Origin of the sequence: Flavobacterium laiguense (assembly GCF_003097655.1) — a bacterium.
Lineage (GTDB): Bacteria > Bacteroidota > Bacteroidia > Flavobacteriales > Flavobacteriaceae > Flavobacterium > Flavobacterium laiguense.
The window spans coordinates 560,158-576,217 of sequence record NZ_QCZH01000001.1 but is presented as its reverse complement, the minus strand read 5'-3'; the positions used below and the strand labels follow the sequence as shown (position 1 = coordinate 576,217).

Genomic DNA, 16,060 nt, shown 5'->3' with positions numbered 1-16,060 from the left:
TAAGCTTTGCAGACAACGATACATTCTCTCAAAAAAGGGCAAAAAGCCATAATACTGGATTTTGATATCGATGTTATTCCATTAAAACTACTGGAAATGGGGTGTTTACCAGGCAATGAAGTCGAATTACTTCAAATTGCTCCTTTTGGAGACCCTTTGTACTTGAATATTAATGGTTCTCATCTTGCCATTCGTATCGAAACGGCAAAACAGATTGGAGTGGAACTCATTAAAAACAAAGAAAAATGAGTTTAAAAAATATCAATGTTGCATTAATTGGGAATCCAAACGTGGGGAAAACTTCGGTTTTCAACCAACTTACGGGTTTGAACCAGCAAGTAGGGAACTATCCCGGAATTACCGTAGAGAAAAAAATGGGTTTTTGTAAACTACCCAACAACATCAAAGCGAATATTCTCGATTTACCAGGAACCTATAGTTTAAACGCCAGTTCAATTGATGAGAGCGTTGTCATTGAACTTTTACTGAATAAAAACGACCGACTCTATCCAGACGTTGCTCTAGTGGTTACCGATGTAGAGAACCTAAAACGAAATTTACTTCTTTATACCCAAATAAAAGACCTTGAAATCCCTACTATTTTAGTCATTAATATGGCCGATCGAATGGAACATAAAGGTATTACTCTTGATATTCCTTATCTCGAAGAACACTTAAAAACCAAAATCGCACTGATTAGTTCCAGAAAAGGTCACGGAATAGAGGAATTAAAAAACCTGATTGTTAGTTATAAAACCATTTCAAGCGAACCTTGTTTGAATGCGTCGAGTATTGATGTCGAATATTTCAACAGTCTTCGTCATGCCTTTCCTAATCAGTTGTTATACAAACTGTGGTTGGTTATTACGCAAGATGTCAACTTTTTGAATCTGGAACGCAATGAGATCCATGGCTCGTTTACCAAATCGCATTCCGATTTGAAACGATTGCAACAAAAAGAAACCATCAAGCGCTATCAGTTTATTAATGATGTGCTAAAAGAGGGCTTAAAAGTAGATTCCAGTGTTGCCAAGGATTTTCGTAGTAAACTAGACCGTGTGCTTACCCACAAAATATGGGGTTACGTTATTTTCTTCCTCATTTTATTTGTGATTTTTCAATCTATTTTTGAATGGTCAAAAATTCCGATGGATTTTATTGACAGCACTTTTGCCACTTTAAGCACAATGGCGAGTGAACATTTGCCTTCGGGCGTGCTGACTAATTTGATTTCACAAGGAATAATTCCAGGAATCGGCGGAATTTTGATTTTCATTCCACAAATTGCCTTCTTGTTTTTATTCATTTCATTACTCGAAGAAAGCGGCTATATGAGTCGTGTGGTCTTCTTGATGGACAAAATCATGCGTAGATTTGGATTGTCAGGTAAGAGTGTAGTTCCCCTAATTTCGGGAACAGCCTGTGCCATTCCGGCCATTATGGCGACTCGAAACATCGAAAACTGGAAAGAACGTTTAATTACTATACTGGTAACTCCTTTTACAACCTGCTCGGCTCGATTGCCCGTTTATGCCATTATTATCGGATTGGTTATTCCAGACACTTATGTTTTAGGAATACTAAATATACAAGGATTAACCTTAATGCTTTTATATGTTATTGGTTTCGGAACGGCAATATTGGCTGCGTATATTTTGAATCTTATTTTAAAAGTAAAAGGCAAAACATTCTTCGTGGTTGAAATGCCCAACTATAAATTGCCAATGTTCAAGAATGTGGCCATCAACGTGATTGAGAAAACAAAAGCCTTTGTTTCTGGCGCCGGTAAAATCATTCTGGCAATATCGGTCATATTATGGTTTTTGGCCTCCTACGGCCCCGGAAAACAGTTTAAAAACGCCGAACAAATAATAAAAGAGAATACCAAAGCACATCCGTTGTCTCCAACCGAGTTCAATAATGCTGTTGCATCACAAAAGCTCGAAAACTCTTATATCGGACTTATGGGAAAAACCATCGAACCCGTAATTTCCCCTTTGGGTTATGATTGGAAGATCGGTATTGCCATCATCAGCTCGTTTGCGGCAAGAGAAGTATTTGTAGGCACGTTGGCAACCATCTACAGCGTGGGCGGAACCGACAATGAAACCACTATAAAAAACAAAATGGCTGCAGAAGTGAATCCTATAACAGGCCAAAAGATATTCAATTTTGCGTCGGGTATCTCATTGCTTTTATTCTATGCCTTTGCCATGCAATGTGCCAGTACACTAGCCATAACCAAAAAAGAAACCAACTCTTGGAAATGGCCTGCTGGTCAACTTGTTTTCATGAGTACATTGGCCTATTTGGTGGCATTAATAGCTTTTCAAATTCTAAAATAGGGTATTATGATTCAAGAAATAATAGCTTTTATTATTCTAATTTTGGCACTTGCTTTTTTGATTCGAAAGTTTTTCTTCAAAAAAAAATCGGATAAAAACTGCGGAAGTGGTGATAATTGTGGGTGTAGTTAATTTTTTTTTAAATTTAAAAACAAAATTAACAATTCCTATCAAAATGAGCTTACTTTATTATTAGCAGTAATAATTTACAGCGGATTTCTAAAGCGTATCTTAAGTCCCTATTTTTTAAAATAAACTTCCCTCATTTGAACTCTCCGTTTAAAAAACGCCTTCATTACTAAGATTCAACCCTACAATAGATACTAATTAATCGAATTTCTAGTACAAAAACCATTTCATTTCGTTTTTTTATCTTAAATTTAGGTCATTAATTTTCAATTGCTTAATGCCTAAATTTAAAAAAACTGAATATTATGAAAAAAATGTTTATTAAAGGAATAGTTGTATCAAGTGTATTGTTAGTATTTATTTCCTGTAAAAAAGAAGAACCCCTAGCAGCGGTTATAGACACTAACCAAATCAAAGAGGAAATTCAAGCCAAAGAAAATGAATTTGCGGCTACTTATAATGCTGGAATCATGAAAAGCATAGGATACTATGCCGATGATGCCGTAACCTATCCACAAAACAGCCAACCAATAGTGGGTAAAGCAGCAATAGTTGAGTACTTAAAAACCCATAGAGATACTATTTCCGTAGGCCACAAAATTTCATTTAAAACCAACGAAGTTTTTGCGTCAAATGACGGAGCCCAAGTGGTTGAAGTTGGCTATTATAAAGTAGTGGATTCTACTGATGTAATTGTAAATTCGGGAAATTACATGAGCTTATTTGTAAGAAAAGACGGCAAATATTTTTGCCTAAGAGACATGAGCTCCTCCGATTTACCAGACTAATAAAAAACACCCCATATATACAAAGACTGTCAGACAACTTTTTTGAGCAGTCTTTTTAAACGTTAACAAACTGCGCCTGCTGTTTTGAATTCACAAATGGATTATTTTAAAAACCAACAATAATACATCATTGCGAATCTCTTTTTAGCACATAAAAAAACCTGATAACACAGTATTTGTTATCAGGTTTTTTTTATGTTTATACGTCATTGTTTTCAAATAAAACCGGCAATATTAACGTCTTCTTCCGCCGCCACCGCCGCCACCGCCGCCACCTCTGTAACCACCGCCACCGCCACCAGATCGATATCCCCCACTACTGTTTCCACTCCTATTATAACTTGAACTAGAACGTGAAGAACTCATTGAATTGGAAGTTGACGGCCTAGATGAAGCAGAAGATTTACTGGCATCACGGGTTGAAGCAGAAGCTTTACTGGCATCACGCGTTGAACCAGAAGATTTGTTGACATCTCGAGTTGAAGCAGAAGGCTTATTTGCATCACGTGTAGAAGTGTTATTTCTTTTGCCATCACGTGTAGAAGCATTATTTCTATTATTATTTACGTTATTGTGCGAAATAGTATTAGAACTGTTTCTGCTATTGTTATTATAATTATTGTAACTATTATGATTAACATAAACATTTGTATTATGATATCCATAACCTCCCCCATGATAATGATAATAATTATGACGATAAATCCCTACAGCCATGACCGCAAAAGCCGTATAATAAGGTGGGTAATAACCATAATAATAAGGCGGATAATAGGGAACATATACCGGTGAATAAACATACTGTACAATTGGCACTTGTTCTACTATAACTGTCGTAGTCGACGCTGGTACATTCACGGTAACTGGATCAGATCCCGTATAGGCTGGGTTGGCCGTAACTCCACTACTTCCTTTTGGGGTAGGCTCAACAATATAGTCCTTTCCATACAAATTTTTGTCGCCAACTATCTGCAAGCTTATCTTTTTATTTTTGTCTTTTGAGACTAAAATAACGGCAACATCCTGAGTTTCCGTTTTACTTATTGGATCTCTAAGTATAAAAGTAAAATCATCACCATCTTTTTTGGTTTCCACTTTAATAAAATCTACTTTTTTATCATCGTTTAAATCTAAATTGTTAATCTTGGTTTTTTCATCATTCAATGACTTTTCAAAATCCTCGATTGTCTTTGATTTCTGAAAAAGATCCAAAACGGCATAAAGATCCAAATTATCCCCAGGAAGACCTAATTCTCCAGTTGAACCCTCTGTTTGTGAAAAAGCAGTCAAGCTAGATAAACTTAATACTATTGCTAAAAATGTTATAAACCTCATTTTCATGTTTGTGTAATTTTAAAATAAACAAAATTTAACGCTACTATTGAACAACAAAAGGGAAACCTCTATGTTTTTACGCTTCAATCATATTGTAAATATAGCAAACAAAACTTAATAAATTATGACCCCGATGGAATATCTTGAACCAAGAGAAAGGAAATAACCGCTTTACAACTTCTATTCACCTCACACTGGTAAAGTTTTTTTTTGACAAATTAAAAAAGAACACACCCAAAATCTCAATGTGTTCCTTTTGAAATTATTGAGTATCGAACTTTTAAAACCCTCGATAATGCCTAAGTAAAGGTTTTGAAATAAACCATTTACTAAACCAACTTCACAAATAAATTACTCGCTATTTTATTCGAAATAGCCAATTCAGTGCCATTTACTTTAATTTTCAGTGACAAATCGAAGGTTTCTTTAGCCACAACTTCAATTTTAGAACCCAAACCAATTTGTTGTTTATCCAGGTATTTCAAGAAATCAGAAGAATTGTCCTTTACTCCAACACATATTCCGGTTTGATTCCCCACTAACTCCGAAAGCAATTGCTTTTCTATAGTCACCATACGTCCTAACGCATCGGGAATAGGATCTCCGTGTGGATCTTCGGTGGGGTTACCCAGAAAATCATCCAATTTATTGATGAGTTTCTCCGATTTTATGTGCTCGAGTTGTTCGGCAATATCATGCACTTCATCCCAAGAAAAATCAAGTTTTTCGACCAAGAACACTTCCCATAAACGGTGTTTCCTCACGATCATTTTGGCGGCCAGCTTACCATTTTCAGTTAGGGAAACTCCTTGGTATTTTTTGTAGTTTACCAAGTCCTTTTCGGCCAACTTTTTAAGCATATCGGTAACCGAAGAAGCTTTGGTTTCCATCATTTCAGCAATGGCATTGGTACTAACTTCGGAATCTAATCGAGTGGTAAGATGGTATATGGCTTTTAGGTAATTTTCTTCGGAAAAAGTCATTTGATTTGTGATTGTAGATTTTAGATTACTGATTTTAGAAGTAAAAATTTAACACCAATATCTTAATACTTGATACAAAATACTTAATACTATCTTTAATTTTTTACAATAAACAAAGGTATAGAAATTTTGTGGCGTAGTTTATCTACTGTGGTACCAAAAATCAAATCTTTCAAGCCCGTATGTCCATGTGTTCCCATGACCAAAATATCAAAATTCCCACTGTTTATTATCGTTGGGATAATTTTGGCAGGATCTCCAAACCCTAATTGAGTCTCAACTTTAAAACCTTTTTGCGAAAGCATCTCTTTGTATTCATGCAAAAGCGTTTCATCAATGCTAGTTTCATGATCATCGGCTTCATCACCATACATCATGGCGCCAACAGTTTCAACCACATGCATCAAAGTGTATTTGGCATCCATTCCACCCAATTCGAAAGCGTGGTTTAATGCAGCTTCATCGGCTGTAGAAAAATCGACTGAAACGGCAATATTCTTATAGGAATAGGTTTCAGTTGGAGTAAATTTTAAGGACAAAAGATGCGGAGAATGATTTTCGATTGCAGGTTTTGACTTGCTGACAAAAGGTTCGAAGACTATATAAAGCAATAAAATCAAAAAACTAATTGCCAAAGGCACTACCGTCAACCAAAGAATTAATGGATTTTCTGAAGTTTCTAACCACCCTTGAATTTCCGAATAAACCAATTTAGCGTTGAGCGAAACAATAATCAAAGCCACTATCCATGAAGCAACTTGCGTGGTTCTGCTAATATGAAATCCTTTCATTTTTCTTTTATCACTCACAAAATGAATAAGCGGAATGATAGCAAATCCCAATTGTAAACTTAAAATTACCTGACTTAGAATCAACATTTTTCCGGTTACGCTTTCGCCAAAAATTAAAATAACAATTACGGCAGGTACAATCGCAATTAAGCGCGTAATAATTCGACGGACCCAAGGCTGAATGCGTAAATTCAAATAGCCTTCCATCACAATTTGTCCCGCTAAGGTTCCGGTAACCGTAGAACTTTGTCCCGCAGCTATTAAGGCCACCGCAAATAAAATGGGTGCCCACTTAGTTCCTAACATAGGCTGCAGAAAACGGTGAGCATCTTGAATTTCGGCCACTTCGAACATTCCGTTTTTATAGAATGTGGCTGCCGCCAAAATTAAAATAGCCGCATTCACGAAGAAAGCCATGTTTAGGGCGATCGTAGAATCTATAAAATTATATTTTATGGCTTGTTTGATGCCTTTTGGACTTCGATCGAATTTTCTGGTTTGCACCAAAGAGGAATGCAGGTACAAATTGTGAGGCATTACCGTGGCCCCAATGATCCCAATAGCAATATAAAGTGCCGATTCATTGGGTAAAGAAGGAATCAAGCCATAAATCACTTTCCCCATTTCGGGTTGCGCAAATATCATTTCGAATATAAAGGAGAATCCAATAATCATAACGAGTACTATGATAAACGCTTCCATTTTACGAATCCCTTTATTGATTAGAAAAAGCAATAAAAAAGTATCCAAAACAGTGATCATAACCGCTTCTATCAACGGGATTCCAAACAATAAATTGATACCAATGGCCATTCCTAAAACCTCTGCCAGATCGCAGGCAGCAATGGCAATTTCGGCAAGAAAATAAAGAATGAAATTAATGAATTTCGAATAGGTTTCTCGAGAGGCCTGCGCCAAATCACGCTGGGTAACGATTCCCAATCGAGCACTTAAGCTTTGCAGCAGCAGTGCCATTAAATTACTCATCAGCAATACCCACAATAAGGCATATCCAAACTGACTTCCTCCCGCTATGTCTGTCGCCCAATTTCCCGGATCCATATAGCCAACGCTGACCAAATAGGCTGGCCCAAAAAAGGCTAATATTTTTCTGAATACTGTTGTTTTATTTTGTGTAGTGACCGATTGGTTTACTTCTTCTAGTGATTTGGACATTTTTAAACATTTAAAAAACAAATATATAAAATAACTTTACAGTAATGAAATATTTTTTTTAGATTTGCCTAAAATTAATTTTGAATTAAATGAAAAAAATATTTATTGCGGTTGCTTTGTTTCTAATTCAAGCTGTACACTCACAAGAAAACATATCAATCATTGGATTGATTACCCATAAAACTGCTACCGTTGAAAAAGCATCTATTGAAATATTAGACACGAGTTTTGAAAAACAAACAGACAGCCTTGGCACTTACACCTTTTGGGATATACCTCAAGGGAATTACAAAATACAAGTTTCGACAACCGGATTTAAAACCCAGAGAAAAAGCATTTCTATAAAAACTAAAGAGAAAGTTCAACTGAATTTTGAACTGCAACCAGACGACAACGAACTGAATGAAGTAGTAGTTTCAGGAACTTTGAAGGCCATAAAACGACTAGAAAGTGCTGTTCCTGTAGAAGTGTACACTCCCGTATTCTTCAAGAAAAATCCAACGGCTAGTATTTACGAGGCGTTACAAAATGTAAACGGAGTAAGACCGCAACTCAACTGCGGCGTTTGTAACACTGGAGATATTCACATCAATGGACTTGAGGGCCCCTATACCTCGGTAATGATAGACGGAATGCCTATTGTCAGTAGTTTGTCAACCGTTTACGGGTTGTCTGGAATTCCAAATTCATTGGTAGAACGAATCGAAATTGTAAAAGGTCCTGCCTCTTCCTTGTATGGAAGTGAAGCTGTAGGAGGCTTAATTAACATTATCACCAAAAACCCAAGTAATGCTCCCCTCTTTTCAGCCGATGTATTTACAACCTCTTGGCTAGAGACCAATGCCGATTTGGGAGTGAAATTTAATATTACTAAAAAAGCAACTTCGCTATTAGGATTGAATTACTACAATTACAACCAAACAATTGACAATGACCATGATGGGTTTACGGATGTAACTGCACAAAATAGAATTTCGCTTTTTAACAAATGGAATTTCTCTCGAGAACAAAACCGATTATTCACAATTGCCGTTCGAGGTATGTACGAAGATCGTTGGGGTGGAGATATACATTGGGAGAAAAAATACCGTGGAGGAGATGAAATTTACGGCGAGAGCATTTATACAAAAAGAGGAGAGCTTTTAGGGAGCTATCAACTGCCAACAACCGAAAAATTAATGTTGGCTTTTTCTGGAACGGTTCATTATCAAGACAGTCGCTATGGCACAACCTCTTATATTGCAAATCAAAAAATTGGATTCCTTCAACTTACATGGGACAAAAAAACAGGAAAAAACGATTTACTTACCGGAATAGCCTCTCGCTATACATACTATGATGACAACACACAATCTACCGCACTTTTAAACGAAAACAATCCCGAAAAAACATGGCTCCCTGGTATTTTTGTTCAAGATGAAATTGCTTTTAGCGAGAAACACAAAGTATTATTGGGATTACGATATGATTACAATTCCATACACGGAAATATTTTAACGCCTCGAATGGCCTATAAATTAAAAATAAATGAAAACAATATCCTGCGTTTTAATGCAGGAACCGGTTTTAGGGTAGTCAATTTATTTACTGAAGACCACGCCGCATTGACAGGGTCACGAGAAGTCGTAATTGCCAATAATCTGAATCCTGAAAAATCAATGAACGCCAATTTGAATTATATAAAGAAAATCTACTTAAATAATGGCACTTTTATAGGAATTGAAACCACCGCTTTTTATACCCAATTCAGTAATAAAATAGTATCGGATTATGCAACTGACCCTAACAAAATCATTTATGACAACATTGATGGTTATGCTTTGAGCCAAGGAATCAGTTGTAATACTGATATCAATTTCACCAATGGATTAAAATTCATATTAGGAGCTACGTATATGGATGTCTCCAATGTGGAAAATGGCATAAAAACAAGACCCTACCTAACAGAGAATTTCACGGCTACTTGGAGTGTATCCTATAAAATAAACAAAATAAATCTCGCCATAGACTACACAGGAAATGTGTACAGTCCGATGAAATTGCCGTTGTTGAGCGAGACAGACCCCCGCAATCCATACTCTCCTTGGTACAGTTTACAAAACATACAGTTAACCTACACCGGAATTAAAGGTTTTGAACTATATGCCGGCATCAAAAACCTACTTAACTTTACTCCAAAACAAAACAATCCTTTCCTGATTTCCAGAACCGAAGATCCTTTTGACAAAAATGTACAATATGATTCGAACGGAAAAGTATTGGTAACACCAGCCAATCCCTATGGGTTGACATTTGACACAACTTATGTTTACGGACCCAATCAAGGGATTAGAGGTTTCTTCGGACTGCGCTATAATTTATTTTAAAACTTTTGAAGAAGCAGAAACATTAGGCTTTTTGGGAAAGAAGAATCCTGCTCTCCGTTTTATCTTTGCTTTTTTAAAGAAAAAAAGCAAAGGATATCACTGCGATCAGGGCTAAGGGAAAAACATATTACTTCTTTGCCATCACTTACAAATACAAACAAATTTTAAATGAAAAAATGGATCTACATACTAATGATTTTCTTTTGGACGATTCCATCTGGTTTTGCCCAATTGAAAACCTATGCTTTTGAAGAAGCCGAAAAATTATCCAAAGAAAACCCAAAACCTTTAGTAATTTTCATCCATACAACCTGGTGTAACTACTGCAAAATGATGGAAAATTCAACTTTCAAAAACATTGAAATCATTACTCTTTTAAACGAAAATTTCTACTTTATTTCATTCGATGCCGAAAGCAAAGAAGACATACAGTTCAATAATCATACATTTGAATTTCAACCAAATGGACAAAACACAGGAATTCATGAACTTGCCACAGCATTAGCGACCATTAATTCTCAAGTAATTTACCCTACTCTTACTATTTTACAGCCTGATTTTTCAATAGTGTTCCAAAAGCATTCTTTTCTAAACAGCAAAGACTTACTATCCATTCTAAAAAAGATAAAATAATGAGTTGTTTTACATAAGTAGTCTACTCATAATTTGAATTGGTTTTTAAGGTTAAAACATTTAGATTTACATATCAATTGAACTTACATCTTTTAAGTTGTATATCAATCTTTTTAAACTTGATTAAATGTTAACAACCAAACCTTGATTTACTCAGAAAACTTATCCAATTATTTCAAAGGTTTCAATATTGAAGGCTTTGAAATGACAAAGCAAAACTTAAACCTATCCGAGTTCAATTTTGAAGAAGATATGGTTTTGTTTTTCGATATTGAAGAAAACAACCATTTTCTTGGGAATTATCTAAAATCAAATTACCATCTGCTTTTCGAACGATTTACTAAGATTGACAAGAAATTTATTTACTTGTCAAAAATTCAAATCCAAACCGATACCATTGAAGAAATCATTAAATACTACTTACCACACTTAAACTACATTAAAGGCTTATTAAGTTCGTCATTACTTAATTCTACATATTGTAAAACTATCTTAAATAGTTTGGGCTACAATGGCAATATTCAATCCGGGTTCTTATTAAAAAAGGACAATTTGTTTTATTTAATTGAATGTGATGATCTTCATTTTTCCAACCTTAATCTAAAACCTTTTGAAAGATTATTTGAATTCCTGAATGAGGAATTTATTACCATAAGTAATTCCCTTGATAACCTTGCTTTTTCAAGAAGGGAATTCCAAAAAACAGATCCTTTTGAGGGATTAGATGAAGAAACAGTAGCCAAAATAAAGCAAATAGAGGCACAACTAAAAGACTTGAAAAACAATGGACAACTTTTATATGCTTTGCCTATTCTTAAAAACATCATCAACAACACCGCTGATGAAATCGATTTGAAATCAGTCAGCAAAATTAATATTGATACTGATTTTAGAATTTCACTACCGTATTTTGGCAACGTCGAAATCCCTCTAAGCCACTTAACAAAGTCAATTTACATATTGTTTTACAATCATCCGGAAGGAATAAATATCAAGCAATTACACTTGTACAAAAAAGAGTTAGAACAACTTTATTCAAAAATATCCTATCAGGCTGATTATGATAAAATGTTGCAAAGTATAGATGATTTGACCGACCTTAACAGCAAGGCAATTTACACACATATATCCAGAATAAAATCAGCATTTTACAAGCTTATGGATAAACAATATGCTGATAATTACATCATATCAGGCAGCGGTTTTGGGAGCGATGTCAAAAGAATACCAATATTAAAACCAAAAGAAAACGAACCGGAAACCTATAAAGGCCAACCTTTTTAGTTTGCAAATTTGCAGAAAACAATAATGTCTCATTCTAGTTAATATGTTTGCGTTACAAAACTTAAAGAGCAAATAAAATGAGAAAAAAATTATTAGAATTCGCAAACAAAAGCAATATAAAAAACATGTTTAAAAGCAGTTTGATGGCTGTCATGCTGACATTAATATACAGTTGTAGTAAAGATGAAGAAACCACCAATTCACAAACGCCGGATAATTTATATCAAACGGAATGGACATGCACAGAAATAGAAGCCTTCGATCTTTACTTTTCAAATCCAAACACCCAAGTATCAATGTGGTATCCCCAACAAAGTTTAATCTTAGGAACTTATAAATACACCAAACCAAATTTTACACTTAATTTTGCAGGACAATGCAGTAAAATTGAAAATATGTTTAATTGTGAAATTAAAGGTGTCGTAGAAGGGAATACATTGAAAGTCACGGATAAAAATGGTAAAGATTGGAAGTTTGTTAGAAAGATAGATTGACTTCAAAATAAACTAATTAGGTAATAATAAAAAAATGAGCTACAAGAAAATAAATTTAAGAATGGAAGGAAATCGATGTTTTGACACCTATCGATTTATAAACTATTCTAATCCGAATTTTGATGAGAAATTTAATAGAGGAACAAACGGATTCGTTGATACAGAGCTTATTTTTGATAAAAATGATAGACTGCTAATTTTTAATGGTGAAAAATTATACTATAACGAATTAGGGAAACTATCTCAAATTATTACTGAAGGGTCAGATGAACATCACGACTATTGGACTTGCCTAACTACATTTGAATATTTTGATGAAGACGCAGTTTTAAAAAAAACTATGCTTATAAAAACAGAAACTTTTTTTAGTGCAAATAATATAGCTACACAATACGGTACTGAAACTCCAATAAATCAAAATAAATTAATTAGATCGGAAATAATTACGAATAAGGAGGTCGAAGATTTGTTACATAGAAAATTATATTTCTATAATGAGTTAAATTATGATTTATTCAAACTAAAACCAACGGAAAAAATAACGGATGAAGATGATTATTTTATATCAACAACTACAGAAATCATCACAGAGTTTGGAAATAAAATGATTGATAAAAAAAAGTATTTTAAAAATAAATTTCATGATGAGTATAGTAATTTACTATATGAAATGGAATTATCTTATGAGTGTATTGATGATAGCGAAATGGCGTTATTAGATTCTTCTAAACTTGAAGAATTTTATGATGAGATCAATTTTTTACAATTAAATTTTTTTGGAAAACAAACTTACAATTACAATCAGGATGGTAAATTAAATTATTTAGAAGATGATTATCAAATAGCAGTAATAGAATTAAATATTATTGGAAATACAAAATTTGAAAATGCAATAGTTATTGACAAAAGAACTAAAACTATTGCTAATTGGTATAGCTTATCTGAAACAAGAATAGATTCTATAGAAAAATATAAATATTAACGGAAGTTATACTAAACTATTCATTCAAAAACACTTTGATTTAGTTAGCTAACCTCTTTTTACTTATCCTCAATGAATAAAAAATACTATACTCTTATTCTTAATGATTCTCAACATATAAAGCAAACAGCATCAATTGAAAAAATTGACTTAAAAAAAATAATTTATGTAATAGAATCCAATTGGAAGTTTGATTCTGCATCTAAAAATAATAACTTCTATAAGCATATTATAAAAAATAATTCAATACAAGATATTATCGGTAATTTTATGGTTTTAGACGATATCAAATGTTCTTTTGAAGGAGATGAGACTTGGAGTGTTGTAATTAAGCCTAATCATTATGCTGTATGTCAAAAAGTAAAAATAACTGATAAATTAGATTTTGAAAAAGTAATCCCATTCGACAATTCGGAGCATTCTGAAGTGTTTTTCAAAGAACTGTTATCCTATGTCGAAAAATTAAACAAGTACGGAACTCATATTGCAATAGAAGACATTAATTATCGTGATAAAACAATAACTCGACTTGAATCTAAAATTTTGGATTTACAAAAGCAACTGAAATTTAATCATAAATAGTTACGAAATGTAAAGTATTTCCCTTAGTAAATAAACTGTAAAATTATTATTCATAAATTTTGAATAATGATTTTTAGACCTTAAACAAATTTCAAGGATGAGTTATTTAAACCAAATCTCAGAATTAACCGAAAAGTCAAATAACAAATCGCTAACAATTACTTATGTTAAAAATTGGCTAAACAAAAATTGGGGATTGTACTTAAATACAGTTGACAATTATAGATGTAGTCAATTCATTTTGCCTTGTATGTGTTGTACAAGAGGAAACGATTGCTTATTCATTGATATTTATAAGACTTTAAGTAAACATCTAGAAAAAAACAATGATATTGAAGGCAAGATTCAATTACTCAAAATCGAACTAGCAGAATATAATTCAATTGCAAACGACCTTGAAAAAACAAAAAAATGGCTTAAACGAAACCTTGAAAAAGGATTAGATACGGATTCAGAGTACTATGCAACACCAATAAAATCATTTTCATTCCTGAACGGAAGAGATCCTTATGTTAAATTTTTAAACGAGAATGATTCAAATTATGCTCGTATCAAAATCAACTTTGATAATGAAAATGACTTTGAAATTCTTTATGAATTTTACAATTTGTTTAATATGTTGTTTTTCGAAAAAAAGATATTGCCTAATGAATATGAAAAATTCAAATCAGACATTAATAAATACTTTGAATAAGATCAAAGCACACATTGAAATAAGTCCTGATAGAGCATTCTATGATAAATAACAAATGATTTTAAAAGTTCAAAATCAAACTATAACAAAACTTTATACTTCAAATTAAGTTCTTGCAACTAAACTTTGTAACTTTGCAGCTCAAAAGTTAAACTTAAAATAAAAAATATGTATCCAGAAGAAATGGTAAAACCAATGCAGGCTGAATTAACAGTCGCTGGTTTTCAAGAATTACATACTGTAGAAGCTGTAGAAAACGCAATAAAATCAGCAGGAACAACACTTGTAGTAGTAAACTCTGTATGTGGTTGTGCTGCTAGAAATGCACGTCCGGGAGCAAAAATGAGTTTAGATAATGCAAAAAAACCTTCAAACCTAGTAACTGTTTTTGCAGGAGTAGATAGAGAAGCTGTAGAAGCTGCAAGAGGATTTATGTTTCCTTTCCCTCCTTCTTCACCAAGTATTGCCTTGTTCAAAGATGGTGAATTGGTTCACATGTTAGAGCGTCACCACATTGAAGGGCGTCCAGCAGAAACTATTGCAGAAAACTTAAAAGATGCTTTCAACGAGTATTGCTAAGCTTTAAAATGCATCAAATCAAAAAACCATCCAGAAACGGATGGTTTTTTTTTGATTCTAATGGTTGCCTAAATTAAAAATAATTCAATGCTTATTTCTCGTGTAACTGTTTATAAAGTGTAATTATTGGTTTTTGATTCAATCGGATAAATCCTTTTTCCGGTCGGTCAAGTGCAAGAATCAACCACATCAATGAAGCAAAAATAACAGAAATTAAAACGGCAACAATGTTATTTTTCTTACCCGAAATCCCAAACTGATAACCCAGTATAAACATTGAAAAAAAAGTGATAATGCCTAAAATACATAGAATAGCAAATGGAATGCGATACTCAAAAGTATAGGTAACCCGATGATTGTATATCTCATTCAAATCATTTGTAGATGACATATAAAGAGAATAGGCTTCCGAACTCCGATCTATAGCTCCCAACGCTTCTGAATAACGCCAAAGCGTATCCAAAATCACTTGAGATCTGCTTTTTAAGTATGCTATTTTTTGAGGTGTTATATCATCAACTATTGAAGCACGCAAATCGGTATATTCAATCAATAGTTTTCTCGTATTCGATTTGTAAGGCTCCGGTATTAGTCCGGCACGCAAATAAGTAGTACGAATAGTTGTTACCTCATCAAGCAAAAGTTTTTTGCGTTCGTTATAGCGGTTATCGACAATTTGAAAAGTAAACGCCAACATGAAAGCCAACAAACCAAGTGACGCACCAACGACAGATCCAACAGGAGCATCGCTTACTTTAACAGCCTTTGTTTTTAAATAAAGCCCGTATCGCTGACCTAAAAGAATTGGAACTAGCACACAAAAAAAAGGAATTAGGTACATTACCAGATTCTGAAGTATATAATAATCCATCATAATCAATTCATTTAGTTATATTTAA

Annotated in this window: 16 protein-coding genes; 12 read left to right on the top strand and 4 right to left on the bottom strand. The window is 33.6% G+C overall.

Annotated elements, in window-relative coordinates; genetic code table 11:
• Positions 1 to 6: 6 nt before the first annotated feature.
• The 4 genes from DB891_RS02345 (at position 7) to DB891_RS02330 (ending at position 3,262) form a co-directional block, all read left to right on the top strand.
• Positions 7 to 249 carry a FeoA family protein gene (locus DB891_RS02345; protein WP_116760158.1) on the top strand — a complete coding sequence of 81 codons (243 nt, stop codon included), beginning with the start codon at positions 7 to 9 and terminating at the stop codon, positions 247 to 249.
• Positions 246 to 2,345, top strand: a complete 2,100-nt coding sequence (gene feoB, locus DB891_RS02340; protein WP_116760156.1) for a ferrous iron transport protein B — start codon at positions 246 to 248, stop codon at positions 2,343 to 2,345. Before DB891_RS02345 ends, feoB begins: the two co-directional genes overlap by 4 nt.
• 6 nt (positions 2,346 to 2,351) lie before the next feature.
• The gene (locus DB891_RS02335; protein WP_185965990.1) at positions 2,352 to 2,477 is read left to right on the top strand and encodes a FeoB-associated Cys-rich membrane protein; all 126 of its coding nucleotides are present in this window, start codon (positions 2,352 to 2,354) and stop codon (positions 2,475 to 2,477) included.
• A 302-nt stretch (positions 2,478 to 2,779) separates the two neighbouring features.
• A complete protein-coding gene (locus DB891_RS02330) occupies positions 2,780 to 3,262 on the top strand; it encodes a YybH family protein (protein ID WP_116760152.1) in 483 nt (160 codons plus the stop codon).
• 234 nt (positions 3,263 to 3,496) lie between these two features.
• Here the strand turns inward: DB891_RS02330 and DB891_RS02325 are convergent, their stop codons facing one another.
• From DB891_RS02325 to DB891_RS02315, 3 genes are all read right to left on the bottom strand, one after another.
• Entirely contained in the window at positions 3,497 to 4,603 is a 1,107-nt protein-coding gene (locus tag DB891_RS02325) for a hypothetical protein (protein WP_116760150.1), read from the bottom strand.
• Positions 4,604 to 4,926: 323 nt separating this feature from the next.
• Complete coding sequence (locus DB891_RS02320; protein WP_116760149.1) at positions 4,927 to 5,580, bottom strand: metal-dependent transcriptional regulator; 654 nt, start codon at positions 5,578 to 5,580, stop codon at positions 4,927 to 4,929.
• 95 nt (positions 5,581 to 5,675) lie between these two features.
• Complete coding sequence (locus DB891_RS02315) at positions 5,676 to 7,547, bottom strand: Nramp family divalent metal transporter (RefSeq protein WP_116760147.1); 1,872 nt, start codon at positions 7,545 to 7,547, stop codon at positions 5,676 to 5,678.
• Between the two features lie 89 nt (positions 7,548 to 7,636).
• On the opposite strand from DB891_RS02315, the gene DB891_RS02310 reads away from it, so the two are divergent.
• The 8 genes from DB891_RS02310 (at position 7,637) to DB891_RS02275 (ending at position 15,161) form a co-directional block, all read left to right on the top strand.
• Positions 7,637 to 9,913, top strand: a complete 2,277-nt coding sequence (locus tag DB891_RS02310; RefSeq protein ID WP_116760146.1) for a TonB-dependent receptor — start codon at positions 7,637 to 7,639, stop codon at positions 9,911 to 9,913.
• A 168-nt stretch (positions 9,914 to 10,081) separates the two neighbouring features.
• On the top strand, positions 10,082 to 10,546 hold the full coding sequence (locus tag DB891_RS02305) for a thioredoxin family protein (protein ID WP_116760144.1): 465 nt from the start codon (positions 10,082 to 10,084) through the stop codon (positions 10,544 to 10,546).
• Between the two features lie 144 nt (positions 10,547 to 10,690).
• A complete protein-coding gene (locus tag DB891_RS02300; protein WP_116760143.1) occupies positions 10,691 to 11,830 on the top strand; it encodes a hypothetical protein in 1,140 nt (379 codons plus the stop codon).
• A gap of 77 nt (positions 11,831 to 11,907) precedes the next feature.
• Positions 11,908 to 12,324 (top strand): hypothetical protein, encoded by a 417-nt coding sequence (locus tag DB891_RS02295; RefSeq protein WP_116760142.1) that lies wholly within the window; start codon positions 11,908 to 11,910, stop codon positions 12,322 to 12,324.
• A gap of 34 nt (positions 12,325 to 12,358) precedes the next feature.
• Positions 12,359 to 13,306 carry a hypothetical protein gene (locus tag DB891_RS02290; RefSeq protein ID WP_116760141.1) on the top strand — a complete coding sequence of 316 codons (948 nt, stop codon included), beginning with the start codon at positions 12,359 to 12,361 and terminating at the stop codon, positions 13,304 to 13,306.
• A gap of 72 nt (positions 13,307 to 13,378) precedes the next feature.
• Positions 13,379 to 13,888, top strand: coding sequence for a hypothetical protein (locus DB891_RS02285; protein ID WP_116760139.1), 510 nt, complete (start codon positions 13,379 to 13,381; stop codon positions 13,886 to 13,888).
• Between the two features lie 97 nt (positions 13,889 to 13,985).
• Positions 13,986 to 14,582: a hypothetical protein gene (locus DB891_RS02280; RefSeq protein WP_116760137.1), complete on the top strand. Its 597-nt coding sequence runs from the start codon at positions 13,986 to 13,988 to the stop codon at positions 14,580 to 14,582.
• A gap of 168 nt (positions 14,583 to 14,750) precedes the next feature.
• On the top strand, positions 14,751 to 15,161 hold the full coding sequence (locus DB891_RS02275; protein WP_116760135.1) for a BrxA/BrxB family bacilliredoxin: 411 nt from the start codon (positions 14,751 to 14,753) through the stop codon (positions 15,159 to 15,161).
• 91 nt (positions 15,162 to 15,252) lie between these two features.
• Here DB891_RS02275 and DB891_RS02270 read toward each other — a convergent pair whose 3' ends face one another.
• Positions 15,253 to 16,035: a bestrophin-like domain gene (locus tag DB891_RS02270; protein WP_116760133.1), complete on the bottom strand. Its 783-nt coding sequence runs from the start codon at positions 16,033 to 16,035 to the stop codon at positions 15,253 to 15,255.
• Positions 16,036 to 16,060 lie beyond the last annotated feature (25 nt).

Bases quoted from the DNA above. Each gene is read 5' to 3' on its own strand.
- feoB (WP_116760156.1), top strand. From the start codon at position 246: ATGAGTTTAAAAAATATCAATGTTGCATTAATTGGGAATCCAAACGTG.
- DB891_RS02335 (WP_185965990.1), top strand. From the start codon at position 2,352: ATGATTCAAGAAATAATAGCTTTTATTATTCTAATTTTGGCACTTGCT.
- DB891_RS02330 (WP_116760152.1), top strand. From the start codon at position 2,780: ATGAAAAAAATGTTTATTAAAGGAATAGTTGTATCAAGTGTATTGTTA.
- DB891_RS02325 (WP_116760150.1), bottom strand. From the start codon at position 4,603: ATGAAAATGAGGTTTATAACATTTTTAGCAATAGTATTAAGTTTATCT.
- DB891_RS02320 (WP_116760149.1), bottom strand. From the start codon at position 5,580: ATGACTTTTTCCGAAGAAAATTACCTAAAAGCCATATACCATCTTACC.
- DB891_RS02315 (WP_116760147.1), bottom strand. From the start codon at position 7,547: ATGTCCAAATCACTAGAAGAAGTAAACCAATCGGTCACTACACAAAAT.
- DB891_RS02310 (WP_116760146.1), top strand. From the start codon at position 7,637: ATGAAAAAAATATTTATTGCGGTTGCTTTGTTTCTAATTCAAGCTGTA.
- DB891_RS02305 (WP_116760144.1), top strand. From the start codon at position 10,082: ATGAAAAAATGGATCTACATACTAATGATTTTCTTTTGGACGATTCCA.
- DB891_RS02295 (WP_116760142.1), top strand. From the start codon at position 11,908: ATGAGAAAAAAATTATTAGAATTCGCAAACAAAAGCAATATAAAAAAC.
- DB891_RS02290 (WP_116760141.1), top strand. From the start codon at position 12,359: ATGAGCTACAAGAAAATAAATTTAAGAATGGAAGGAAATCGATGTTTT.
- DB891_RS02285 (WP_116760139.1), top strand. From the start codon at position 13,379: ATGAATAAAAAATACTATACTCTTATTCTTAATGATTCTCAACATATA.
- DB891_RS02280 (WP_116760137.1), top strand. From the start codon at position 13,986: ATGAGTTATTTAAACCAAATCTCAGAATTAACCGAAAAGTCAAATAAC.
- DB891_RS02275 (WP_116760135.1), top strand. From the start codon at position 14,751: ATGTATCCAGAAGAAATGGTAAAACCAATGCAGGCTGAATTAACAGTC.
- DB891_RS02270 (WP_116760133.1), bottom strand. From the start codon at position 16,035: ATGATGGATTATTATATACTTCAGAATCTGGTAATGTACCTAATTCCT.